This is a genomic window from Streptomyces sp. L7 (genome assembly GCF_050990935.1).
Classification (GTDB): Bacteria; Actinomycetota; Actinomycetes; order Actinomycetales; family Microbacteriaceae; genus Leifsonia.
The window spans coordinates 1,893,606-1,916,916 of the sequence record NZ_CP194644.1 but is presented as its reverse complement, the minus strand read 5'-3'; the positions used below and the strand labels follow the sequence as shown (position 1 = coordinate 1,916,916).

Annotated in this window: 20 protein-coding genes, 1 tRNA gene and 3 pseudogenes; 23 read left to right on the top strand and 1 reads right to left on the bottom strand. The window is 70.7% G+C overall.

All coding sequences use genetic code 11. The features are described 5' to 3' along the window. Window positions 1-15 precede the first annotated feature (15 nt). Window positions 16-195: a DUF4244 domain-containing protein gene (locus ACR5MH_RS09685; protein WP_369960890.1), complete on the top strand. Its 180-nt coding sequence runs from the start codon at window positions 16-18 to the stop codon at window positions 193-195. Between the two features lie 438 nt (window positions 196-633). Then, entirely contained in the window at window positions 634-1,068 is a 435-nt protein-coding gene (locus tag ACR5MH_RS09680) for an Rv3654c family TadE-like protein (protein WP_431347026.1), read from the top strand. 88 nt (window positions 1,069-1,156) lie between these two features. Here the strand turns inward: ACR5MH_RS09680 and ACR5MH_RS09675 are convergent, their stop codons facing one another. Continuing rightward, a complete protein-coding gene (locus ACR5MH_RS09675; RefSeq protein ID WP_431347025.1) occupies window positions 1,157-1,408 on the bottom strand; it encodes a hypothetical protein in 252 nt (83 codons plus the stop codon). Between the two features lie 186 nt (window positions 1,409-1,594). On the opposite strand from ACR5MH_RS09675, the pseudogene topA reads away from it, so the two are divergent. From topA to ACR5MH_RS09570, 21 genes and pseudogenes are all read left to right on the top strand, one after another. Then, window positions 1,595-4,479, top strand: a pseudogene (gene topA / locus ACR5MH_RS09670) (type I DNA topoisomerase). After that, window positions 4,476-5,105: a dTMP kinase gene (tmk, locus tag ACR5MH_RS09665; RefSeq protein ID WP_431347024.1), complete on the top strand. Its 630-nt coding sequence runs from the start codon at window positions 4,476-4,478 to the stop codon at window positions 5,103-5,105. The pseudogene topA and the gene tmk overlap by 4 nt, the downstream one beginning before the upstream one ends. A gap of 50 nt (window positions 5,106-5,155) precedes the next feature. Then, window positions 5,156-6,346 carry a DNA polymerase III subunit delta' gene (locus ACR5MH_RS09660; RefSeq protein WP_433862539.1) on the top strand — a complete coding sequence of 397 codons (1,191 nt, stop codon included), beginning with the start codon at window positions 5,156-5,158 and terminating at the stop codon, window positions 6,344-6,346. Then, window positions 6,343-6,972, top strand: a complete 630-nt coding sequence (locus ACR5MH_RS09655) for a hypothetical protein (RefSeq protein ID WP_433862697.1) — start codon at window positions 6,343-6,345, stop codon at window positions 6,970-6,972. The genes ACR5MH_RS09660 and ACR5MH_RS09655 overlap by 4 nt, the downstream gene beginning before the upstream one ends. Beyond that, entirely contained in the window at window positions 6,885-7,388 is a 504-nt protein-coding gene (locus ACR5MH_RS09650; protein WP_433862634.1) for an alpha/beta fold hydrolase, read from the top strand. Before ACR5MH_RS09655 ends, ACR5MH_RS09650 begins: the two co-directional genes overlap by 88 nt. A gap of 5 nt (window positions 7,389-7,393) precedes the next feature. Beyond that, window positions 7,394-7,897, top strand: a complete 504-nt coding sequence (locus ACR5MH_RS09645; RefSeq protein WP_431347021.1) for an alpha/beta hydrolase — start codon at window positions 7,394-7,396, stop codon at window positions 7,895-7,897. A 75-nt stretch (window positions 7,898-7,972) separates the two neighbouring features. After that, window positions 7,973-8,668: a TetR family transcriptional regulator gene (locus tag ACR5MH_RS09640; protein WP_433862538.1), complete on the top strand. Its 696-nt coding sequence runs from the start codon at window positions 7,973-7,975 to the stop codon at window positions 8,666-8,668. 89 nt (window positions 8,669-8,757) lie between these two features. Continuing rightward, window positions 8,758-8,830: transfer RNA gene (locus tag ACR5MH_RS09635), tRNA-Thr, on the top strand. Between the two features lie 129 nt (window positions 8,831-8,959). Continuing rightward, window positions 8,960-11,518, top strand: coding sequence for a PKD domain-containing protein (locus ACR5MH_RS09630; protein WP_431347019.1), 2,559 nt, complete (start codon window positions 8,960-8,962; stop codon window positions 11,516-11,518). Window positions 11,519-11,647: 129 nt separating this feature from the next. Then, window positions 11,648-13,282 (top strand): D-alanyl-D-alanine carboxypeptidase/D-alanyl-D-alanine-endopeptidase, encoded by a 1,635-nt coding sequence (locus ACR5MH_RS09625; protein WP_431347018.1) that lies wholly within the window; start codon window positions 11,648-11,650, stop codon window positions 13,280-13,282. 53 nt (window positions 13,283-13,335) lie between these two features. Further along, window positions 13,336-13,907 (top strand): annotated as a pseudogene (locus ACR5MH_RS09620) (isochorismatase family protein). A gap of 121 nt (window positions 13,908-14,028) precedes the next feature. Next, on the top strand, window positions 14,029-16,206 hold the full coding sequence (locus ACR5MH_RS09615; RefSeq protein ID WP_431349377.1) for an MMPL family transporter: 2,178 nt from the start codon (window positions 14,029-14,031) through the stop codon (window positions 16,204-16,206). Between the two features lie 93 nt (window positions 16,207-16,299). Further along, window positions 16,300-16,872 carry a hypothetical protein gene (locus ACR5MH_RS09610; RefSeq protein ID WP_433862537.1) on the top strand — a complete coding sequence of 191 codons (573 nt, stop codon included), beginning with the start codon at window positions 16,300-16,302 and terminating at the stop codon, window positions 16,870-16,872. After that, window positions 16,815-17,087: a thiamine pyrophosphate-dependent enzyme gene (locus tag ACR5MH_RS09605; protein ID WP_433862536.1), complete on the top strand. Its 273-nt coding sequence runs from the start codon at window positions 16,815-16,817 to the stop codon at window positions 17,085-17,087. The genes ACR5MH_RS09610 and ACR5MH_RS09605 overlap by 58 nt, the downstream gene beginning before the upstream one ends. A gap of 29 nt (window positions 17,088-17,116) precedes the next feature. Continuing rightward, entirely contained in the window at window positions 17,117-17,842 is a 726-nt protein-coding gene (locus ACR5MH_RS09600; protein ID WP_431347016.1) for an alpha/beta fold hydrolase, read from the top strand. A 51-nt stretch (window positions 17,843-17,893) separates the two neighbouring features. Beyond that, window positions 17,894-18,355, top strand: a complete 462-nt coding sequence (locus tag ACR5MH_RS09595; RefSeq protein ID WP_431347015.1) for an Lrp/AsnC family transcriptional regulator — start codon at window positions 17,894-17,896, stop codon at window positions 18,353-18,355. Between the two features lie 43 nt (window positions 18,356-18,398). Beyond that, window positions 18,399-19,861 (top strand): annotated as a pseudogene (locus ACR5MH_RS09590) (NAD-dependent succinate-semialdehyde dehydrogenase). 18 nt (window positions 19,862-19,879) lie between these two features. Further along, window positions 19,880-21,064, top strand: a complete 1,185-nt coding sequence (locus tag ACR5MH_RS09585; RefSeq protein ID WP_431347013.1) for a thiolase family protein — start codon at window positions 19,880-19,882, stop codon at window positions 21,062-21,064. Between the two features lie 113 nt (window positions 21,065-21,177). Continuing rightward, a complete protein-coding gene (locus tag ACR5MH_RS09580; protein WP_433862535.1) occupies window positions 21,178-21,702 on the top strand; it encodes an SDR family NAD(P)-dependent oxidoreductase in 525 nt (174 codons plus the stop codon). Then, window positions 21,633-21,956 carry an SDR family NAD(P)-dependent oxidoreductase gene (locus tag ACR5MH_RS09575; RefSeq protein WP_433862534.1) on the top strand — a complete coding sequence of 108 codons (324 nt, stop codon included), beginning with the start codon at window positions 21,633-21,635 and terminating at the stop codon, window positions 21,954-21,956. The genes ACR5MH_RS09580 and ACR5MH_RS09575 overlap by 70 nt, the downstream gene beginning before the upstream one ends. 219 nt (window positions 21,957-22,175) lie before the next feature. Beyond that, window positions 22,176-23,264, top strand: a complete 1,089-nt coding sequence (locus ACR5MH_RS09570; protein ID WP_433861815.1) for an IS30 family transposase — start codon at window positions 22,176-22,178, stop codon at window positions 23,262-23,264. The last annotated feature ends 47 nt before the right edge of the window (window positions 23,265-23,311 follow it).

Genomic DNA, 23,311 nt, shown 5'->3' with positions numbered 1-23,311 from the left:
GAGAAGGGACCACACATGCGGGAGATCATTCACCGGCTGCGCTGGGAGGAACGGGGAGCGAGCACGGCGGAGTACGCCGTCACGACGATGGCCGCGGTGGCATTCGCCGGCGTGCTGCTGATGCTGTTGCGCGGCGACGAGGTGAAGTCCATCCTCACCGACCTCGTCAGACGGGCACTCACGGTCGATGGCTGACGATGGGGGAGGGCGCCGAACGTTCGGAGGTCGCTTGCGTGCCGCGGCTGACAGCACGGCAGCAGGACAGCCGGGCGAAGGTCTGGACCGGTCGTGCGCCGGCTTGTGCGCTCTGCGGACCGACCGGGGGAGCGTGACGGCCGAGTTCGCGGCGGCCCTTCCCGCGGTGCTCGTGTGTCTGGCGCTCTGTGTCGGCGCGGTCCAGGCGGGCGCTCAGCAGGCGCGGCTGCTCGATCATGCGGGGGCCGCCGCGCGGCTCATCGGTCGGGGGACGCAGCGCCCCCACCGCCGGAGGGCGCTTCACGTCGTGTCGGGTCCGACGACGGGCTGCTGTGCGTGACAGTCACCGCGCCCAGCCGTGCCGGGGCACTCGGCGCCGTCGGGCTCACCGTGTCGGCTCGCTCGTGCGTGCTCGACGACACAGAGGAGGGATGACTCATGGCTCAGTGCTTCTCCGGCGGCGGGGGTTTCTCCGGCGTTAAGGGTTCCTCCAGCGGCAGGGGCGACTCCGGCGCCGGTGAGCCCGCGTTTCCGCGGCGGCGGGAGCGCGGGGCAGGGACGGTCCTCGCGCTCGCCGTCGTCGCGGTGACCGTCACGCTCACGACCGCGGCGATCGGCGTGACGGGGGCCTGGGGCGCGCGTCAGAAGGCACGGGTCGCCGCCGACGCCACGGCGCTCGCCGCGGCGGACGTTGCGGTGGGCAGGATGAGCGGTGAGCCGTGCGCCCGGGCCGATGCGGTGGCACGGGCGAACGGCGCGGTCATGGAGGGATGCGCCGTCGCGGGGGTCGTCGTCAGCGTCGAAGTGTCCGTCCCCTACCTCGGCCGAGCGGCCTCTGCGGCCGCCCGCGCGGGTCCGCCGGGATCGCCGTGATGCGCTTCGGGTCGTGGCGGAACGAGAGCGGCGCAGCCGGCCGACCGCGGCCCCGCACGGCCCGGCCGTCGGCGGCGCGCGCCCGGCTTCAGTCGAACACCGTCTCCACGTACCGGTACGCCACCGCGCTCGGAAGCGAGCCGCTCGGATCGTCGGACGCGTACTCCGTCTCCGAGGCGGAGCCGCGGACGTACAGGTAGTGCTTCCCGCCCGCCGCAGCGCGGAGTTCGAGGCGGGGTCGTGGTTCGCCCGAGTCGAGGAAGGAGGTCGAGATCGTCTTGCCTTCGAGGGGGCCGTCGATGAGCTTGGCGGTGTACGTCGTCATTGAGGTCGTTGCCATACCGACATTGTCCACCCGGGGCGCAGCGAGCAACAGGGCCGGCCGCACGAGCCGTCCGCCCGCGGCGAACGAGGCGTCCGGCGATTAGGCACACAACCGGCCTAGGTGTGTATGGTTTGCCTGTTGGGCCGTGCGGCCCACGCTCGCCGCCTTCTGTGCGGCGCTCGGGGAGCGCGCGTCGGACCAATGAGGTCCCTGCGAACACAGTTGCTATATAAGAGGAGTCAAGTGCCTGGCACGAAGAAGCTCGTCATCGTCGAGTCGCCGAACAAGGTGAAGTCCATCGCCCAGTACCTCGGCGAGGGCTACGAGGTGATGGCATCCGTCGGACACATCCGCGACCTGATCGAGCCCAAGAACCTCCCCCGGAGTTGAAGAAGGGGTCGCTCGGCAAGTTCTCCGTCGACGTCGAGAACGAGTTCGCTCCCTACTACGTGGTCTCCGACCAGAAGAAGAAGACCGTCGCCGACCTCAAGCGCGCCCTCAAGGACGCCGACGAACTCCTGCTCGCCACTGATGAGGACCGCGAAGGGGAAGCCATCGCCTGGCACCTGGTCGAGGTCCTCAAGCCCAAGGTGCCCGTCAAGCGCATGGTCTTCCACGAGATCACCCGGGAGGCCATCGAGAAGGCGCGGGACAACACGCGCGAGATCGACACGGCCCTCGTCGACGCGCAGGAGACGCGCCGCATCCTCGACCGGCTCTACGGCTACGAGGTGTCGCCGGTGCTGTGGCGCAAGGTCGGGCCCGGACTCTCGGCCGGTCGCGTCCAGTCCGCGGCCACCCGCCTCGTGGTGGACCGCGAGCGCGAGCGGCTCGCGTTCGTCGCGGCCTCCTACTGGGGCCTCACCGCGCAGCTCCTCCCGGAGGACGCCGCCGCGTTCGACGCACGGCTCGCCCGGCTGAACGGCGAGCGCGTCGCGACAGGCCGCGACTTCGACGACCACGGCCGGCTCACCTCCGGCGCCACGATCCTCGACGAGACGTCCGCGCAGGCGCTCGCCGACGCCGTGCGGCAGCAGAGCACGGCCGTCACCGTCGCGAAGGTCGACTCCAAGCCCTACTCGCGTCGCCCGGCGGCGCCGTTCACGACCTCCACGATGCAGCAGGAGGCCGCCCGCAAGCTGCGCTTCTCGGCCCGCCAGACGATGAGCGTCGCACAGACGCTCTACGAGAACGGCTACATCACCTATATGCGCACCGACTCCGCGTCGCTGTCGCAGCAGGCGACGAACGCGGCGCGCGCGCAGGCGGCGAAGCTGTACGGTCCGGAGACGGTCCCCGACAAGCCGCGCACCTACGCCTCCAAGAGCAAGAACGCGCAGGAGGCGCACGAGGCGATCCGTCCCTCGGGCGAGGTCTTCCGCACGCCGGCCGAGCTCGAGAAGTCCCTTCGCGGTCCCGAGCTGCGGCTCTACGACCTGATCTGGAAGCGGACCGTCGCGTCTCAGATGGCCGACGCCAAGGGCCAGACCGCCTCGGTCACGGTCGAGGCGCGGATCGGCGACGGCCCGCTCGACGGCACGGTCGCCGAGTTCACCGCGAGCGGGACGGTCATCACCTTCCGCGGGTTCCTCAATGCGTACGAAGAGGGCAGGGACGAGGAGCGCAACGCCGACGCGGGCGGCGAGGCGAAGCTGCCGCCGCTCACGCAGGGACAGGCTCTCGGCGTCAAGGACGTCGCGGCGGACGGCCACGAGACGACCCCGCCGCCGCGCTACACCGAGGCGAGCCTCGTGAAGACGCTGGAGGAGCTCGGCATCGGGCGTCCGTCGACGTTCGCGAGCATCATCTCCACGATCATCGACCGCGGCTACGTCACGCAGCGCGGACAGGCACTCGTGCCGAGCTGGGTCGCGTTCTCTGTCGTGCGTCTGCTGGAGGACTACTTCGGCGACCTCGTGCAGTACGACTTCACGGCCGAGATGGAGGACGACCTCGACCGGATCGCCGACGGCGAGGCCGAGCGCGTCGACTGGCTGAACAGCTTCTACTTCGGCAGCGACAAGCACAAGGGCCTGCGCCGGGTGATCGACAACCTCGGCGAGATCGACGCGCGCAGCATCAACTCGATCGCGATCGACGACGGCGTGACGCTGCGCATCGGCAAGTACGGCCCGTACCTGGAGGTGCAGGAGCCAGGGGCCGCCGAGGACGCGACACCGCGCCGCGTCAACCTCCCGCCGGAGCTCGCCCCGGACGAGCTCACGCCCGCCAAGGCGAAGGAGCTCATCGAGGCGCCCGTCCAGACCGACCGCGAGCTCGGCACGAACCCGGAGAGCGGCAAGCTCGTCCTGGCCAAGGACGGCCGCTTCGGACCGTACGTGACCGAGGCCGACCCGGAGGCGGAGCCCGAGGTGGACCCGCAGACTGGCGAGGTCGTCGAGCCCAAGAAGACCGCGAAGAAGACCGCGGCCAAGCCGCGCACGGCCTCGCTGTTCAAGTCGATGGATCTCTCCACGATCGACCTCGACACCGCACTGCGGCTGCTCGACCTGCCGCGCACCGTCGGGACCGACCCGGAGACGGGGGCGGAGATCCAGGCGGCGAACGGCCGCTACGGCCCGTACCTGAAGAAGGGCACGGACACGCGATCGCTGCCGAGCGAGGACGACATCTTCGGGATCGACCTCGCCGGCGCCGTCGAGCTGTTCGCGCAGCCGAAGTACGGCAACCGCCGGGCCTCCAGCGCGCTCAAGGAGTTCGAGGCCGACCCCGTCAGCGGCAAGCCGATCAAGATCAAGGACGGCCGGTTCGGCGCGTACGTGACCGACGGCGAGACGAACGCGACCATCCCGAGGGGTGAGACCGTGGATGAGGTCGACTTCGCCCGCGCCGTGCAGCTCCTGGCCGACAAGCGCGCGAAGGGGCCGGCCAAGAAGCCGGCCGCGAAGCGTGCGACCTCGCGGACCACCGCGGCCAAGGCGACCGCGACGAAGACCGCGGCCAAGACGACCGCGGCGAAGACCGCGGCCAAGACGACCGCGGCCAAAGCCACCACTGCGAAGGCGAAGGCCGCCCCCAAGACCGGCACCTCGACCCGCGCGGCGGCGAAGAAGTCCGCCGAGTGAGCGAGTCGCCCACCGGCCTGTTCATCACTCTGGAGGGCGGCGACGGCGTCGGGAAGTCGACGCAGGCCGCCCTTCTGGAGGAGTGGCTGCGCGAGCGCGGCCGGACCGTCCTGCGCACCAGGGAGCCCGGCGGCACGCCCGCGGGGGTGGAGATCCGGGAGATCGTCCTCCACCACCGCGGCGACATCGCGCCGCGGGCGGAGGCCCTGCTCTACGCCGCCGACCGCGCCCACCACATCGCCACGGTCGTCCGTCCGGCCCTGGAGCGCGGCGAAGTCGTGGTGCAGGACCGGTACATCGACTCGTCGGTCGCCTACCAGGGCGCCGGGCGCGTCCTCGACGCCGACCAGGTGCGCGACCTCTCGCTCTGGGCGGCCGAGGGGCTGCTCCCGGACCTGACGATCCTCCTCGACCTCGACGAGACCGCGGCCCGCGCCCGGCTGGACACGTCCCGCACGCGCTACGACCGGCTGGAGGCCGAGCGCTCCGAGTTCCACGCGCGCGTCCGCGCCGCGTACCTCGGGCTCGCCGAGGCCGAGCCGCAGCGGTTCCTCGTGGTCGACGCCGCCCTCCCGGTCGCGGAGATCGCCGCCGACATCCGCCGCCGGCTCGAGGACCGCATCTGACCGCCGCACCCGCGCCCGCGCTGTCCTCCGTGCCCGCTAGCCTGGAACGCATGGCGGTGTGGGACGACCTGACGGGTCAGGATGAGGCGATCGCCGTCGTCCGCTCCGCCGCCGAGGCGGCCACGGCCTCCGGACCCGCCGCCGAAGCGGCCCGCGGCATGACGCACTCGTGGCTCATCACGGGCCCTCCCGGGTCCGGCCGCTCCAACCTCGCCTACGCGTTCGCCACCGCCCTGCTCAGCCCCGGGAACCCGGAGGGCGACCTCGCGGCGAAGCGCCAGGTGGAGGCCCGCACGCATCCCGACCTCGCCGTCCTGAGCACCGAGCGCGTCATCATCTCCATCGAGGAGGTCCGGTCGCTGGTGGCGAGCTCGCAGTTCGCTCCGTCCGTCGGCCGGTTCCGGGTGATGGTCATCGAGGATGCCGACCGGATGACCGAGCGCACCTCCAACGTGCTGCTCAAGGCCCTGGAGGAGCCGCCGGAGCGGACCGTCTGGATCCTCTGCGCGCCGAGCGACGCCGACCTGCTGCCGACGATCCGCTCGCGCGTCCGCACGGTGCGGCTCAAGGTCCCGGACGTCGCGGATGTCGCCCGCCTGATCGAGCGCCGCGACGGTGTGGACAGCGCCACCGCCGAGCGCGCGGCGCGCCACGCGCAGAGCCACATCGGGATGGCGCACCGGCTCGCCACCAACGAGGAGGCGCGCCGTCGGCGCGCGCTGACCCTTGACCTCGCGCTCGGCATCCGCTCCGTGTCCGGCGCGGTGCTCGCCGCCGCCACGCTGCTGGAGGTGGCCGGCGCGGACGCGAAGGCCATCACCGAGGAGCGTGACGCCGAGGAGCGCGAGCACGCCCTCCGCTCGCTCGGGATCGAGCCGGGCGGGGCCATCCCGCCCGCGTTGCGCGGCCAGCTCCGCCAGCTCGAGGAGGACCAGAAGCGGCGCGCCACCCGCAGCCTCCGCGACGGCATCGACCGCATCCTCACCGACCTGCTCTCGCTGTACCGCGACGTGATGATGCTGCAGCTCGGCAGCGGCAGCGAGCTCGTGAACGTCGAGCTGGGCGACCGCCTGACCGCTCTCAGCGCGCACACGAGTCCTGCCGCTACGCTCGCCGCGATGGATGCCGTCACGACCGCACGCGAGCGGATCGACGGCAACGTCGCTCCCGCCCTGGCCCTGGAGGCCATGCTCACGACGATCCTGCGTGGCGGAGCCGCGCGAAGGGGGACAGACCTGTGACCATCCGAGAGGGCCGTCCGGCCCGCCGGCGGGCCGCTCGCACCGTCTTCGTCGCGATCGCCGCCGTCGTCGCGTTGACGCTGACCGGCTGCGTCACCATGTTCATTCCCTCGAAGTCGTCCACGACCTCCACGCCGGCGCCTGAGAAGGTCTCCGCCGCGCTTCAGCCGTTCTATCGGCAGAAGCTGGTCTGGTCCGACTGCGCCAGCGGCAAGCAGTGTGCCACCGCCAAGGCGCCGCTGACCTGGAGCGACCCTTCCGCGGGCCAGGTCTCGCTGGCGCTCATCCGCCAGCAGGCCAAGGGCACCAAGCAGGGCTCCCTGCTGGTCAACCCCGGCGGCCCGGGCGGCTCCGGCTACGACTTCGTCAAGGACTCGGTCGACTACGCGACCGACAAGACGCTGCAGAGCCACTTCGACATCGTCGGCTTCGACCCGCGCGGAGTCGGCCACTCCACGGCCGTCAAGTGCTACGACGCCCGGCAGATGGACGACTACCTCTACGGGATCACCCCGGTCAGCGCGGGTCCGACCAGTGGATCGCCGAGAACACCGCGATCTCCCAGCAGTTCGGCGCCGCGTGCGCCAAGAACACCGGCGCGCTGCTCAGTCACGTCGACACGGTGAGTGCGGCGCGCGACCTCGACCTCCTGCGGGCGGCGCTCGGCGACACGAAGCTCAACTATCTCGGCTACTCCTACGGCACCTACCTGGGCGCGGTGTACGCCGACCTCTACCCGGGCAAGACCGGCAGGCTCGTCCTGGACGGCGCGCTCGACCCGGCGGCGAGCAACGACGAGGTCACCAAGGTGCAGGCCGTGGGCTTCGAGAGCGCCCTCCGCGCGTACCTGAAGAAGTGCCTCACGCAGAAGGACTGCCCGTTCACCGGCACCGTGGACGACGGGATGAAGACCATCTCGGAGTTGCTGGCCGCGGTGGAGCGCAGCCCGATCCGCAACACGGACGGTCGCGAGCTCGGCGCGAACACGCTGGTGACGGCGATCATCTACCCCTCTACGACGCGACCGCCTGGTCGTACCTGAGCAGCATGTTCGCGAGCGTGATGAAGGGCAACGCCTCGGTCGCCTTCACCCTGGCCGACGGCTACAACAGCCGAAACAGCGATGGCACGTACTCGGACAACTCCACGGAGGCGTTCACCGCGATCAACTGCCTCGACTACAGCTACGACGCCGACCCCGCCGCCATGCGTGCACGGGCGGCCGAGCTCGCGGTCGCGGCGCCCGTGATCGGACCGTACATGGCCTACGGCGACATCGGCTGCGCCACCTGGCCGGACAAGAGCACCGTGCAGCGCGGCCCGATCACGGCGAAGGGCTCCGCGCCCATCCTCGTCGTCGGCACCACCAACGACCCGGCCACCCCGTACGTGTGGGCGAGGAACCTGGCCTCCGAACTGGAGAACGGCCACCTGCTCACGTACAAGGGCGAGGGGCACACGGCATACAACAAGTCCAACTCGTGCGTGAACAACACGGTGGACGACTTCCTGGTGGGCGGTACCGTGCCGCCCACGGGCAAGACCTGCTGACACCCGGGACCGGGAAGCCGACACGCTCACCGCGGTGAGTGGTGCAATTTTGCAGACGGTGAAATAATCGAACGCGTGACTGCAGAGATAGGGACGGCGGAGGCCGAGCTGGGCCTCCGTGAACGCAAGCGCATCGCGACGAGGCGCGCCATCCAGCTCGCCGCGCTCGAACTGGCCAGCGAGCGCGGCTTCGACCATGTCACGGTCGACGAGATCAGCCACGCGGCGAACGTCTCGCCGCGCACGTTCTTCAACTACTTCCCGTCGAAGGAGTCCGCGATCATCGGCGAGCTCCCCGAGCTCCCGGATGAGGCCAGCATCGAGCGTTTCATCGAGGCCGGCCCGGCCGAGTCGATCCTGGACGGGATGGGCCGGCTCCTCATTGCGGCGATCGAGACGGGAGACCTGGACGGCGACCTCGACGGCGGTCACGCGGGCGAGAACGCGGCCAGCGCGAAGGAGCTGCACGCCCTCCGCCGTGCGCTCCTGAAGGGCAACCCGGAGCCGTTCGCGCAGCGGATGGCGAGCATGCACAAGTTCGAGGACGCCCTGAGCGCCGTCGTGCAGCGCCGGCTGGCGCACGACGAGCCGGCGCTTGCGGGCGATGAGGAGACACTCCACCAGCGCGCGCGCCTCGTCACCTACGTGGCGTTCGCCGGGATGCGGCACGCCTGGTCCTGCTGGGCCGACCACGGCGGCGTCGAGCCGCTCGCCGACCGCCTCCGCAGCTCGTTCGCGCAGCTCCAGTCCCTCGGCGGCCAGCTCGACTGACCCGAGCCTTCCCCCTCCGGGCGTGGTCGAAAGCACCCCGGGGGATCGGGTAAGCTATCTGACTGTGCCCGGGCGAGAAGCCCGGCCACGCCGCCCTAGCTCAGTCGGCAGAGCATCTCACTCGTAATGAGAAGGTCAAGGGTTCGATTCCCTTGGGCGGCTCCGTTTCGTCACTTCTCCTCCCGCCTTTCTGCGAGTCCAGGCAGACTTGTGATTCTTCTGTGGTCGGCCACCGTGTCGGCGTAGACTCTCCGCAAATTGAGGATTAATCAATTTGTTTTTGGGGATGTCATGGAAACGACGACGAGGTCCCGCCGGGCGCGTGTGCTCGGCATGTTCACCGCAGCGGCCAGTGCCCTGCTGCTCGTCGGCGGAGGGGTGTCGCTCGCCGCACCGGCCGTCGCCGACACGATGCCCTCGAATCCCAGCAATCCGGCCACCCCGCCCACTGTCGGTGCGACAGCTCTGCCCACCACGCAGATGGACGGCGTCGCCTGGGACCAATGGGTCGTCGGCAACAACGTCTACGTCGCGGGCAAGTTCAACAACGCGCGGCCCGCCGGCTCTCCCGCGGGCTCGAACAACACCACGCGCAGTAACTTCCTCGTCTACGACATCACGAACGGCCTCCTGAACGCCGGCATCAACATCCCCTTGAACGCTCAGGCTCTCGCGGTCGCAGCGACTCCGGACGGCTCGCGGGTGTACATCGGCGGCGACTTCACGACGGCGGGCGGCGGCAACTACTACCGGATCGTCGCGTTCAGCACCGCGACCGGGCAGATCATCAGTTCCTTCCGGCCGATCATGGAGAGCGAGGTACGTGCGCTCGCGGTGACCAACACTGCGGTCTACGCCGGCGGGACCTTCTCGAGCGTCAACGGGACGCCCACCGGCTACATCGCGAAGCTCGACCCGACGAGCGGCGCCCTGATCACCTCGTGGAAGGCCTCGGCCGACTACGTGGTCGACGCCCTTGCGGTCAGTCCGGACGGCACGATCGTCTATGCCGGAGGCAGGTTCCAGCATGTCAACGGCGAGCCGCACTACGGCCTGGTGATGCTCGACGGGACCACAGGCGCCACCCGCCCATTCCCCGCCAACAACGTCGTGAGGGACGCCGGCCTCTACGCCGGGATCACGTCGCTGGCCGCGACCTCCGATCGCATCTACGGCTCGGGCTACGTCTACGGTTCCGGCGGCAACCTCGAAGGGAGCTTCTCGGCGGATGCCGTCACCGGCGCCCTCGTCTGGCTTGAAGACTGCCACGGTGACTCCTACTCGGTGCAACCGCTCGGCAGTGCCCTCTACGTCGCCGGTCATCCCCACGACTGCAGCAACGTCGGCGGCTTCCCCGACACCAACCCGCGCACCTTCCACCACACCCTCGCGTTCTCCCAAGCGCGGACCGGAACGCTGACCAACAACGGGAACACCGCCTACGCCAATTTCGCGGGTCAGCCGGCGCCGACGCTTCAGACCTGGTTCCCGAACTGGACCATCGGGACGTTCACCGGAATGTACGAGGCCGTGTGGTCCCTCTCCGGCGACAGCCGGTACCTCGTGGCCGGCGGCGAGTTCACCGCGGTCAACGGTCAGGCGCAGTACGGACTCACCCGGTTCGCCTTCGACGCCGTCCAGCGCAGCACGACCGGGCCGAACAACAACACTGCGCTCACACCGACGGCGACGTCGACGACGTCCGGGCAGGCCAAAGTCTCCTGGACCTCCACCTACGATCAGGACAACTATGCGCTCACCTATGCGCTCTCGCGCGACGGGGACACGGCCCATCCCGTCTACACGACGGTCAAGGGCGACAACTTCTGGAACACCGGGCCGATGGGCTTCACCGACACCGGGCTCGTGCCGGGGAGCGCGCACACGTACACGCTCACGGTCACCGATCCGGACGGCAATTCGATCGCGCGCGTCGGCAACAAGGTCGTGGTCGCGGGAGGCGGGACGAACCAGCCACCTGTCGCCGCCTTCACCTACGGCACCAACGGGTTGACCGTCAGCGTCGACGGGTCTGCTTCCTCCGATCCGGACGGGACCATCGCAGGCTACGCGTGGACGTTCGGCGACGGCGGGACGGCGTCGACGGCGACCGCCACCCATCAGTACGCCGCAGCGGGCTCCTACACCGTGACGCTGAAGGTGACCGACAACCAAGGCGCCACCAACTCGCTGTCCAAGACCGTGTCGGTGGCGACGAACACCGGAAACGTGCTCGCACAGGACACCTTCGCGCGAACGGTCACCGGCGGATGGGGGTCCGCGCCGACCGGCGGCGCCTGGAGCGTCGCGGGCACCGCGAGTGCGTACACCGTCGGCTCCGGAACCGGGAACATGATCGACCCGGCGGGCTCGACCAAGACGGCCGCGTTGAACTCCGTGTCCTCGAGTCGCGCGGACACGACCGTCACTTTCACGACCGACATCGCAGCGACGTCCGGCGGAGCGTTCGTCTCCGCTATCGGACGACAGGTCGGGTCCGCGGATTACGAGGCGCGCGTGTGGATCAGTTCGACCGGCGCCGTCCAGGTGCAGCTCCTGCAGAGCGGCAACGCCCTCCAGGTCGCGTCGGTGAGCGGCCTCGCGTACACACCCGGAATGCAGCTCGACCTGCGCGTGCAGGTCGTGGGCACATCGCCGACGACGCTGCAGGCGAAGGTCTGGGCGGCCGCGGGCACCGAGCCTGCGTCGTGGCAGGTCAGCCTGACCGACTCCACGGCGGCATTGCAGACGGCAGGCGGTGTGGGCCTGCGTGCCTACCTGTCGGGCACGGCGACCGTGTCGCCGATCACCGTGAAGTTCGCGGACTACCAGGTGGTCGCTGTGCCGTGAGCCGCCATCGCTTCCTCGTCTCCTTCCGGGACGCGCCGGGTGCGTTCGGGGGGAGCGCGGGAGTGATGGCCTGCGGCGGAGCGGAGGCCGCCGATTGGTGCTCTCAGGGAACGCCGGTACTATACCCGGATGCGCGAACCGGACCAGCGCGACTCCGGTGCAACCGACGGCACCGGGTCTGAATCGACGAATCCCCCGACCTCTGCTCTCCCCACCGGGGACTCCTCTGCGACGAGTGAGCCCGGCGCGGGAGCGACCCCGTCCGGCCGGCGCTCGGCCGCCGGGGCGCGTTCGGCAGCGGGCGTGTCCGCCGCGCTCAGCGGCGCCGTCGCGGGCGTCATGTCGGCCATCCGCACGCACCCGAAGGCCTGGATCGCCGCCGGCGCCGCCGTCGCGTTCGTGCTCCTCGGCACGGGCAGCGTGGCCCTCGGCGCGACGGTCGGCTCAGCGCCGGCCGGGGCTGCGGCCGCCGCGCCGCCGACCCACTCGGCGACCCGCACGCCCACCCCGACCCCCACTCCCACCGCCGACCCGGCACGCCCCGTGCCCGCCGCCCAGCCGGCTGCGAGCCGCATCCGCACCTGCTCGGTGGCCTCCCTGGCCCAGGACGGCCGGCTCGGCAACCTGGAGGCCCAGGTCGTCGACGCCAAGACCGGTCAGGTGCTGTTCGACCGCAACGGCAGCAAGCCCGGCCCGACCGCGTCCGTGCTCAAGACGCTGACCTCCGCGGCGGCGCTCGCGACGCTCGGACCGGATTACCGCGTCCAGACCAGGGTCGTGGCAGGCAGTATCCCCGGCCAGGTCGTCATCGTGGGCGGCGGCGACGTGACCCTGTCGCGTCTGCCGGGCGGCCAGGGCGCCTTCTACACGAACGCGCCCTCGATTCAGGATCTCGCCACCCAGACCAAGCAGGCGCTCGGCGGCCAGCCGGTGACCTCGATCGTGGTGGACACATCGCTGTTCGGCGGCCCGCTGTGGCAGCCGAGTTGGGACGAGCACGAGGAGCGCGTCGTCGAGGGCTCGACGCCGTACATGTCCGCGCTGATGGTGGACGGCGACCGGGACAACCCGGGCGCTGTCGAGTCGCCGCGCAGCACCGACCCGACCGGCCGCGCGGTGCAGTACTTCCAGCAGTACCTCGGCACGAACGTCCCGGTGACCTCGGGCGCAGCGCCGGCGGGCACCCGGCAGCTCGCGGCGGTGCAGTCGCAGCCGGTGACGACCTTGATCGATCAGGCGATGACCTACTCGGACAACACGATCATGGAGGAGCTGGCGCGACTCGTCGCGATCAAGACCGGCGCAGGCAACACCTTCGACGCCGAGAACGCGGGAGTCCTGGCCGGGCTGAAGGCCTACGGTATCGACACCACCGGCATCCACATCGCCGACGGCTCCGGGCTCAGCGCCGACAACGCAGTGCCGCCGTCCTACCTGACGCAGCTCTTCGTCAAGGTGCTCAACCGGCAGAACGGGCTCGGCGTGGTCTACGACGGGCTGCCCGTCTCGGGCCGGACCGGGACGCTCGGCCCGGGCTACAGCCGGTTCACCGGGGCGAGCTCGGTCGCGGACGGTGCGGTGCACGCCAAGACGGGCTGGATCAACAACGGTTACACGCTCTCCGGGATCATCGACGCGGCCGATGGAGCGCAGCTCACGTTCGCTGTGTACGCGCTCGGCCCGGTGAGCGACAATGCCAAGCAGGCGATCGACGCGCTGACGACCGGCTTCTACAAGTGCGGGGGCAACCTCACCAACGGGTGAGCCGGGCGTCGGGCGTCCAGGCGACCGGCGATCAGGCGAGCAGGGAGGCGGCGATGGGCAAGGCGCTGTTCATCATCGACGTGCAGAACGACTTCACCGAGGGCGGAGCGCTCGGCGTGGACGGGGAGCGGCGGTGGCTGCGGCCATCACCGAGCACCTCCGCGCCCACGCCGACGAGTACGCGATCATCCTCGCGAGCCGCGACTGGCACGACCGCGACAACGACAACGGCGGCCACTTCGCGACCGACGCCGAGCCGGACTTCGTGAACACCTGGCCCGTGCACTGCGTCGCGGGCACGAACGGCGCGGACTATCATCCCGCGCTCGACACGTCCCGCGTCGGTTACCACATCCGCAAGGGACAGGGCGTGCCGGCCTACTCGATCTTCGAGGGGCGGACGGACGCCGGCTCATCGGTCCACAACCTCCTGGACGAGCACGGGATCGACACGGTCGACGTGGCGGGGATCGCGACCGACTACTGCGTTCGGGCGTCCGCGCTGGACGCGCTGAGGCACGGCCAGCGGGTGCGGGTGCTGACGACGCTCGTCGCCGGCGTCGCCCCCGATTCGTCCGAGGCCGCTCTGGCGGAACTCGCCCACGCCGGCGCCGAACTCGTCTGAACTGCCGAGTACGCCCGAATCCAGCCGGAGGCGGCCGAGTACGCGGATTATCGACGTACTCGAGGTTGCGCACTATGCTGATTGCTAGCTTGGTTAGGTAATCGCAGGAGGCGAGGGCGTGATGTCGGGGAAGCCGTCAGTGTGGCTGCGGGTGGTGGTGCCGACAGCGCTCATCCTGGTCTGGCTCGTGTTGGCCGGGATCGGGGGCCCCACCTTCGGCAAGCTCTCCGGAGTGTCCAGCAACGACCAGGCCGCATTCCTGCCGGCCAGCGCCGAGTCGACCGCGGTGCAGGACTGGCAGAAGCGGTTCACCGACTCGCAGGCGGTGCCCGCGATCGTGGTCGTCCAGTCGGAGTCGACCATCCCGCAGAGCGATCTCGCCTCCTTCGCCGCGCTCGGCGCGAAGCTCGGCGACGTCACGGGCGTGCAGGCTCCGGAGGCCGGTCAGAGCACGAGCGTCGCCGGGCCGATCCCCTCGCAGGACGGCCGGGCGGTCGAGTTCATCGTCCCGGTCGCCGACACGAACAACGTGAAGACGGTCGTCGCCGAGCTGCGCAGCGTACTGAAGAGCGAGCTGCCGTCCGGGACGCAGGGCTGGGTCACCGGGCCGGCCGGTCTGACCGCCGACCTGGTGAACGCGTTCGGCGGCATCGACGGGATCCTGCTGTTGGTCGCGGTCGGTGCAGTGTTCGTGATCCTGCTGCTGGTGTACCGGGCACTGCTGTTGCCGGTCCTGGTGCTGCTCACCTCGGTGTTCGCGCTGTGCGCGGCGATCCTCGTCGTCTACCTCTTCGCGCTCTGGGGCTGGATCAAGCTCAGCGGCCAGAGCCAGGGCATCCTCTCGATCCTGGTGATCGGCGCCGCCACCGACTACTCGCTGCTGCTCGTCGCCCGCTACCGGGAGGCGCTGGAGCAGAACGAGTCGCGCTGGACGGCGATCGTGAAGGCGTGGCGGGCGGCGTTCGAGCCGATCCTGGCCTCCGGCGCGACGGTCATCCTCGCGTTGCTCTGCCTGCTGTTCTCCGACCTCAACTCGAACAAGAGCCTCGGCCCGATCGCCGCGATCGGGATCGTCTTCTCGCTGCTGTCGGCACTGACGCTGCTGCCGACCCTGCTCGCAGTCTTCGGCCGGGCGTCGTTCTGGCCGTTCCGGCCGAAGTACGCAGGCGGCGAAGACGCGCACGTTCACGCTCACGCGCACGAAAGCGAAGAACGCGTCCCCGGGCTCGAGGGCGTCCGCGGGTTGTGGCGGCGTGTCGGCCTCCTCATCGCGCACCGGCCGCGCCTGACCTGGATCGTCTCGTTCGTCGTGCTCGTCGCGTGCGCGGTCGGCCTGACGCAGCTGAAGGCCAACGGCGTCGAGCAGACCGCGCTGGTGCTCTCCCAGTCGGACGCCGTCGACGGCCAGAAAGTGCTCGCGAAGCACTTCGACGCGGGGTCCGGCGCGCCGGTCCTGATCGTGGCGAAGGAGGCCGACGCGGACGCCGTGCTCGCGGCCGCGCAGAAGAACGACGGCATCTCGGCCGCGACCCTGTATGCCGGGAACGTGCGGCCGACCCGGCCGGGCCAGAGCGCGTCGCCGCCTGTCGTGAAGGACGGCCGCGTCCTCATCGAGGCCACCCTGAAGGCTCAGCCCGACTCGGCTGAGGCGGAGCAGGTGGTCCGCGACCTGCGGCGCGACCTCCCCTCGGCAGGGTCCGGCGTGCTCGTCGGCGGCGTCACGGCGATCGCCCTCGACACCAACGACACGGCGCAGAGGGACCTGCTGCGGATCATCCCGATCGTGCTGCTGGTCATCCTGCTCGTGCTGCTGCTGCTGCTGCGCTCGATCCTGGCGCCCGTGCTCCTGATCGGCAGCGTCGTGCTGTCGTACGCGGCGGCGCTCGGCGTCTCGGCGCTGGTGTTCGACCACCTGTTCGGCTTCCCGGGAGCGGACGCGAGTGTGCCGCTGTTCGGCTTCGTCTTCCTGGTCGCTCTGGGCGTGGACTACAACATCTTCCTGATGACGCGCGTGCGGGAGGAGTCGCTGCGGCTCGGCACGCGGCCGGGCATCCTGCGCGGGCTGGGGATGACCGGCAGCGTCATCACGTCGGCGGGCGTCGTGCTGGCGGCGACGTTCGCGGCCCTCGCGGTCATCCCGATCCTGTTCCTGGTGCAGATCGCGTTCATCGTCGCGTTCGGTGTGCTGCTCGACACGGTGCTGGTGCGCTCGCTGCTCGTGCCGGCGGTGTCGTACGACGTGGGCCGCGCGATCTGGTGGCCGTCGAAGCTGTGGAGGACGCCCCGGCAGTCTGTATAGCGGCAGGCCGCCGACCGCTGCTCGGATGAGCAGAATGCACGCCGCGGCGTCGACTCGTTGCCGCCTCTTCACCTGTCGGTCAGAGTGGCATGCATGACCCCCACGATCCTCGAGCCGGTCCTCGGCGCGTCGATCGGCGGCGCAGGCGCCGACGACGCCGCACTGCTCCGCCGGCTCTACCGGACCCTGGCGACCGTCCGGCGCCTCGACCGCGAAGCGGTCGCGCTGCGCGGCCACGGCGTCCTCCCCGGCTACGTCGACTCCCGCGGCCGCGAGGCGGTGCAGGTGGGCGCGGCGCTCGCCCTGCAGACCTCGCGCGACCGCGCCTTCCCGACCGCCCAGGAGCCCGGGATGGCGATCGCCCTCGGCGCCGATCCGGCGGCCGTGCTGCGCTCCGCGCGCGGCGTCGACGCCGTCGAGGGGCCGGTGACCCACGCCGTCGGCTGGGCGCTCTGCGCGAAGCTCGACCGCACCGGAGGCTGCGCCCTCACCCCGCTCGGCGCGGGCGCAGGCTCGGCCGCGGAGCTGCGCACCGCGGTGACGACAGCGCGCACCTCCGCCCTCCCCGTCGTGTTCCTGTCCGGCTCCGGCCGCACCGAGGGGCGGGGATGCCCGTCCTGCTGGTCGACGGCGCCGACGCGCTCGCGGTCCACGACGCCACCGTGAAAGCGCTCGAGCTCGCGCGGTCGGGTGCGGGGCCCGTCCTCATCGACGCCGTCCTCCCCGGCCCGACCGCGTGGCCCGCGCGTGACCCGCTCGTGGTCTGCGAGCAGCGGCTGCGCGCCACGGGGACGGTGGACGACGGCTTCTTCGCCGAGGTCGCCGACACCGCGGACACCCTCGCCGACCGGCTGCGCGCCCGGCTCACCGTCGGAGCCTGAACCCGGCCGTCATCGGCGAGGATGGGACCATGCGCATCCACGTCGAACGCCATCCCGGAGCCGAACCCGTCCTGCTGGTCCACGGCTTCGCGACCACCGGCGCGCTCACCTGGGAGTCCACCGGCTGGGTCGCCGCTCTCGCCGAGGCGGGCCGCGGCGCGCTCGTCCCCGACCTGCGCGGCCACGGCGCGTCCGACGCGCCGCACGACCCGGCGGCCTACTCGCCGAACCTGCTCGCGGGGGACCTGCTCGCCGTGCTGGACGAGCAAGGCCTCGACCGCGTCGACGTCATCGGGTACTCGATGGGGAGCTGGGTGGCCCTGGCCCTCGTCGGCCTCGCCCCCGACCGCGTACAGCGGCTCGTGGTCGGCGGCGTCGGCACGGTGGAGCAGTTCGCCCACTGGGGCGTGACGGCCGTGCAGCGGGCGATCCTGGACGGTGCGGACACGCTTCCCGCCGACGCGCCGCTGGCGCCGCTCCTGACCTCGCTGCGGGAAGCTCCCGGCATCGACCGCGAGGCGCTCGCCGCCTGTGCAGCCGGGATGGCGCAGCATCCGCTTCCGCTGGCCTCCACCGTGCCGACCCTCGTGGTGGCCGGCGACGCGGACCCGGTCGCCCAGGACGCGGACGAGGCCGCCCGCCTGCTCGGCGCCGAGCTGGTGCTCCTGCCGCGACGCAACCACATCACGGCACTCAGTGCCCGCGCTTTCAAGCAGGCTGCCCTTCCCTTCCTGGGAGCTTCGGTCAGCCTGTAGGTGACGCAGCCGCCGGGTCGTACGATGTGCGAGGAGCGAAGGAGTGCCCGCATGATCGACAGGCTGGATGCCGACCTCATCGCGCTGCTGACGGAGGAGCCCCGGCTCGGCGTGTTCGAGGCGTCGAGGAGGCTCGGCGTCGCGCGCGGAACCGTGCAGGCCCGGCTCGACCGGCTCCAGCGCACGGGGGTGATCAAGGACTTCGCGCCGACGATCGACAACCTCCGGCTCGGCTTCCCCGTCACGGCGTTCGTCACCGCGGAGATCACGCAGAGCGACCTCTCGGTCGTGGACCACCTGCGGGGCATCCCCGAGGTGCTGGAGGTGCATACCGTGACCGGGGCGGGGGACCTGCTGATCCGGGTGGTCGCGCGCTCGAACGCCGACCTGCAGCGGGTGATCAGCGACATCCTCAGCGAACCGGGCATCAGCCGCACCTCCACGGTGATCGCCCTGGAGACCACGATCGAGCACCGCAGCGTGCCGCTGGTGGAGTCCGCGGTGGAGGACTGAGCGCCCGACGCGGCTACGAGACGATACGAGACGAGGAACGACGATGGATGAGAAGACCCTGCTGGAGCGCGTGCCCGACCGCCTGTTCATCGGCGGCGAGTGGCTACCCGGCTCGAACGGCACCCTGAAGGTCTACGACCCCGCCACCGGCGACCTCATCCGCCAGATCGCCGACGCGTCGGTGGAGGACGGGGCGCGCGCGCTCGACGCCGCGGTGGCGGCGGCCGACGACTGGGCGGCCACCCCGCCGCGCACTCGCGGCGAGATCCTGCGCCGCGCCTTCGACCTGCTCCAGGAGCGCCGCGACGAGTTCGCCCTGCTGATGACGCTGGAGATGGGAAAGCCGCTGGCGGAGTCCAACGGCGAGGTCACCTACGGCGGCGAGTTCCTGCGCTGGTTCTCCGAGGAGGCCGTGCGCATCGCGGGTCGCTACGGGACGAACCCCGAGGGCACCGGGCGCATGATCGTGTCGCAGCACCCGGTCGGGCCGTGCTTCCTGATCACGCCGTGGAACTTCCCCTCGCGATGGCCACCCGGAAGATCGCGCCGGCGCTCGCCGCGGGCTGCACCGTCGTGGTCAAGCCGGCCGAGCTGACCCCGTTGACGACGCTGTACTTCGCCCGGCTGCTGGAGGACGCCGGCCTCCCGGCCGGCGTGCTCAACGTCATCACGACGTCCACGTCCGGAAAGGTCTCCGCGCCGATCATCGCGGACGCGCGGTTGCGCAAGCTGTCCTTCACCGGCTCCACCGAGGTGGGACGGAAGCTCCTGCAGCAGGCGTCCGAGAACGTCCTGCGCACCTCGATGGAGCTCGGCGGCAACGCCCCGTTCGTCGTGTTCGACGACGCTGACCTCGACCGGGCGGTGGACGGCGCGATGCTCGCGAAGTTCCGCAACATCGGGGAGGCCTGCACGGCCGCCAACCGCTTCATCGTCCACGAGGACGTCGCGGACGAGTTCGCCCGCCGGGTCGCCGACCGTGTGAAGGCGATGAAGATCGGCCGTGGCACCGAGGACGGCGTCACGATCGGCCCGCTCATCAACGAGGACGCGGTCGACAAGGCCGCCGAGCTCCTGGAGGACGCGGTCTCGCGCGGCGCCACGGTCCTCGCGGGCGGCTCGCGGGTCTCCGGGGCCGGCACCTTCTTCGAGCCCACCGTGGTCACCGACGTACGCGCCGGGAGCGAGATCCTGAGGCAGGAGATCTTCGGCCCCGTGCTGTCGATCGTCCGCTTCCACGACGAGGACGAGGCGGTGCGCATCGCGAACGACACGGAGTTCGGACTGGTTTCGTACGTCTTCACGAAGGACCTCGCGCGCGGCCAGCGGATGATCGAACGGCTGCAGACCGGCATGATGGGGCTCAACGTCGGGGTCGTCTCCAACGCCGCGGCCCCGTTCGGCGGCGTGAAGCAGTCGGGGCTCGGGCGCGAGGGAGGCCTGGAAGGCATCCACGAGTACCTCAGCACCAAGTACACGCTGACGCCCGACCCGTTCGGCGTCTGACGCGAGGAGCGCACCATCATGGCCACCGAAGCCGTCATCGTCGACGTCGTCCGCACACCCTCCGGGCGCGGCAAGCCGGGCGGCGAGCTGTCCGACATCCACCCGGCCGACCTCCTCGCCGGGGTGCTGGCCGAGGTCCTCCACCGCAACGGCGTCGACCCCGCGCTCGTGGACGACGTCATCGCCGGCTGCGTGACGCAGGCGGGCGAGCAGGCCGGCAATATCGCCCGCACGGCGCTGCTGAGCGCCGGGTTCCCCGAGGACGTCCCTGGCGTCACGATCGACCGGCAGTGCGGCTCCAGCCAGCAGGCGGCTGCGTTCGCCGCGCAGGGCGTGATCGCGGGCGCCTACGACATCGTGATCGCCTGCGGCGTCGAGTCCATGAGCCGCGCGCCGATGGGCTCCAACCTCGGCGGCGCGTCCCTCGGCGGCGAGCTGCTGCACGCCAGGTACCCGGAGGGCCTGGTGAACCAGGGCGTCGCGGCCGAGCTGATCGCCGAGCGCTGGGGGTTCTCCCGGGAGGAGCTCGACGCGTTCGCTGCGGAGTCGCACCGGCGTGCGGCGGAGGCGGCGGCCTCGGGCGCGTTCGAGGACGAGCTCGTGCCGGTGCCGACGCCGGACAGCGGGAGCGTCACGGCGGACGAGACCATCCGGCCCGGGACGACCGCGGAGAAGCTGGCCACGCTGTCGCCGTCGTTCCGCACCGACCGGCTCGCGCAGCGCTTCCCCCAGCTCGACTGGCGGATCACGCCGGGCAACTCGTCGCCGCTGACCGACGGCGCCTCGGCCGCGCTGATCATGAGCGCGGAGGCCGCGGCGAGACTCGGGCTCCGGCCGCGGGCGCGTTTCCACTCGTTCGCCGTCGCGGGCAGCGACCCGCTGTTCATGCTCACCGGCATCCTCCCGGCGACGCGCAAACTGCTCGATCGCAGCGGAGTGAAGCTGGAGGACATCTCCGCGTACGAGGTCAACGAGGCGTTCGCCCCGGTGCCGCTGCTGTGGCTGCGCGAGTTCGGCGCCGACCCGGCGCGGCTGAACCCGCGCGGCGGTGCGATCGCACTGGGCCACGCACTCGGCTCGTCGGGCACGCGTCTGCTCGGCACGCTGCTCAACGAGCTGGAGGCCTCCGGCGGCCGGTTCGGCCTCCAGACCATGTGCGAGGGCGGGGGCACCGCCAACGCCACCCTCATCGAACGTCTCTGACCCCGGCGCCACCGCGCCACCCCGCCCCACCGCCGAGTACACCCGAATTCAGCTAGATTCCGTCGAGTACGTGGAACATCCGCGTAGTCGGCGGTCGGAGAGAGGACCCACCCATGCAGATCGACGGATGTTCGGCGCTCGTCACCGGCGGCGCCAGCGGCCTCGGCAACGCCACCGCCCGCGCGCTCACGGAGGCCGGCGCCCGCGTCGTCATCCTGGACCTGCCCAGCTCCGAGGGTGAGAAGGCCGCCGTCGCGCTCGGCCCGCACGCCCGCTTCGTCGCCGCGGATGTCACCGACGCGGAGCAGGTGCAGGCGGCTGTGGACGCCGCAGGCTCCCTCGGCCCGTTGCGGATCGTGGTCAACTGCGCCGGGATCGCGACGGCGCAGAAGGTCATCGGCCGCGACGGCGTTCTCCCGTTGGAGAGTTTCGAACGCGTCATCCGGGTCAACCTGATCGGCACGTTCAACGTGGTCCGCCTCGCCGCGGTCGCGATGGCGGAGACCGAGCCGGTGGGCCAGGACGTCCCGGGGGCCAGGAGCGCGGGGTCATCGTCAACACCGCCTCCGTGGCCGCGTTCGACGGCCAGATCGGCCAGCCCGCCTACTCGGCGTCGAAGGGCGGCGTCGCCGCGATGACACTGCCGCTCGCGCGCGAGTTCGCCCGCAGCCTGATCCGGGTCGTCACCATCGCGCCCGGAATCTTCGAGACGCCGATGATGGCCGGCCTCCCGCAGGCGGCGCAGGACTCGCTGGCCGCGCAGGTGCCGCACCCCTCGCGGCTCGGCCGCCCCGCCGAATACGCGCACCTTGTGCGCTCGATCGTCGAGAACCCCATGCTCAACGGCGAGACCATCCGCCTCGACGGCGCCATCCGCATGCAGCCGAAGTAGCCGCGATTCGTCACGAATGTCGCGAATCCCCGCGGTGAGTTCCGGCGGTGAGTGCAACACCCTTCGTTTTGGTGAGGGGTTGGGATGGGTTCGCATTCGTCGTTAGAGACTCGCGTTGCGGCGCTTGGGTTGTTGGTGGAGGGCATTTCCGCTGCGGGCGTGGGCGGCTGGTTGGGGTTGCCGCCGGGTCGGGTGGAGCGGTGGGCGAGGCTTGCTGGCATGAAGTTTGAGCCGGGGAGTCGTTCGGGTTTGTTGCGTGTCGGGCCGCCGGGGGTGGTGGGCGCGGCCACTGGTCACGGGCGTCGATTGTCGTTGGCGGATCGGACTCTGATCCAGACGGGGCTGGCGCAGGGGTTCTCGATGCGCAGGATCGCCGCCCTGGTCGGGGTGTCTGCCTCGACGGTGTCGCGGGAGGTCGCCCGGTCGAGGTGGTTGCATCGGGGGCAGTGGCAGTATGAGGCGGGAGTGTCGCATCAGGTCGCCGCGCAACGGCGGGCCAGGCCCAAGCGGCGCAAACTGGACCGGCATCCGGTGTTGCGGGCTGCGGTGGTGGAGCAGTTGAACGACCGGTTCTCCCCGCGACAGGTCGCGGGTCGGCTGCCGCACTTGTTTCCGGGGCGAGAGGATATGCGGGTGTCCTCCGAGACGATCTATCAGGCCCTCTATGTTCAGGGCAAAGGCGCGTTGCGGCACGAGCTGACCGTGGTCAAAGCGTTGCGCTCCGGGCGGAAGGGGCGCATCCCGCAGTCCAAGCTGCCGCGGCGCAGCAACCGGCCCTGGCTGGAGGGAGCCCGGATCAGTGAGCGACCAGCGACGGTCGCCGACCGCGCCGTTCCCGGGCACTGGGAAGGCGACCTCGTCGTCGGCCCCGGCAACTCCGGGATCATCACCCTGGTCGAACGCTCCACCCGATTCGCCCTCCTAGGCCGGCTGCCCGGAACGCGAGACTCCGCCACCGTGATCGACCGGCTCACCGAAATGATCCAACAGCTGCCCGCCGCTCTCTTCAACACCCTGACCTGGGACCAAGGCACCGAAATGGCCGAACACGCCCGATTCACCGTCGCTTCCGGCTGCCCGGTATTCTTCGCCGACCCGCACTCACCCTGGCAACGCGGCAGCAACGAGAACCTCAACGGGCTGATCCGGGACTTCTATCCCAAAGGCACCAACTTCAACACCATCACCGACACCGACCTCGCCGAAACCCAACGACTGCTCAACATCCGCCCACGTCAGACCTTGAACTTCCACACCCCAGCCGAGAAACTCGACGAGCATCTAAAAGGTGTTGCACTCACGAGTTGAAACCACCCGCACCAATCGCCACATTCGTGACGAATCGCTGAAATCGC

Coding starts and splice junctions, on each gene's coding strand:
- ACR5MH_RS09605 (WP_433862536.1), top strand. CDS start 16,815: ATGCCCGTCCTGCTGGTCGACGGCGCCGACGCGCTCGCGGTCCACGAC.
- ACR5MH_RS09660 (WP_433862539.1), top strand. CDS start 5,156: ATGGCGGTGTGGGACGACCTGACGGGTCAGGATGAGGCGATCGCCGTC.
- ACR5MH_RS09585 (WP_431347013.1), top strand. CDS start 19,880: ATGGCCACCGAAGCCGTCATCGTCGACGTCGTCCGCACACCCTCCGGG.
- ACR5MH_RS09615 (WP_431349377.1), top strand. CDS start 14,029: ATGTCGGGGAAGCCGTCAGTGTGGCTGCGGGTGGTGGTGCCGACAGCG.
- ACR5MH_RS09600 (WP_431347016.1), top strand. CDS start 17,117: ATGCGCATCCACGTCGAACGCCATCCCGGAGCCGAACCCGTCCTGCTG.
- ACR5MH_RS09685 (WP_369960890.1), top strand. CDS start 16: ATGCGGGAGATCATTCACCGGCTGCGCTGGGAGGAACGGGGAGCGAGC.
- ACR5MH_RS09580 (WP_433862535.1), top strand. CDS start 21,178: ATGCAGATCGACGGATGTTCGGCGCTCGTCACCGGCGGCGCCAGCGGC.
- ACR5MH_RS09610 (WP_433862537.1), top strand. CDS start 16,300: ATGACCCCCACGATCCTCGAGCCGGTCCTCGGCGCGTCGATCGGCGGC.
- ACR5MH_RS09675 (WP_431347025.1), bottom strand. CDS start 1,408: ATGGCAACGACCTCAATGACGACGTACACCGCCAAGCTCATCGACGGC.
- ACR5MH_RS09625 (WP_431347018.1), top strand. CDS start 11,648: ATGCGCGAACCGGACCAGCGCGACTCCGGTGCAACCGACGGCACCGGG.
- ACR5MH_RS09595 (WP_431347015.1), top strand. CDS start 17,894: ATGATCGACAGGCTGGATGCCGACCTCATCGCGCTGCTGACGGAGGAG.
- ACR5MH_RS09630 (WP_431347019.1), top strand. CDS start 8,960: ATGGAAACGACGACGAGGTCCCGCCGGGCGCGTGTGCTCGGCATGTTC.
- ACR5MH_RS09645 (WP_431347021.1), top strand. CDS start 7,394: ATGTTCGCGAGCGTGATGAAGGGCAACGCCTCGGTCGCCTTCACCCTG.
- ACR5MH_RS09680 (WP_431347026.1), top strand. CDS start 634: ATGGCTCAGTGCTTCTCCGGCGGCGGGGGTTTCTCCGGCGTTAAGGGT.
- ACR5MH_RS09570 (WP_433861815.1), top strand. CDS start 22,176: ATGAAGTTTGAGCCGGGGAGTCGTTCGGGTTTGTTGCGTGTCGGGCCG.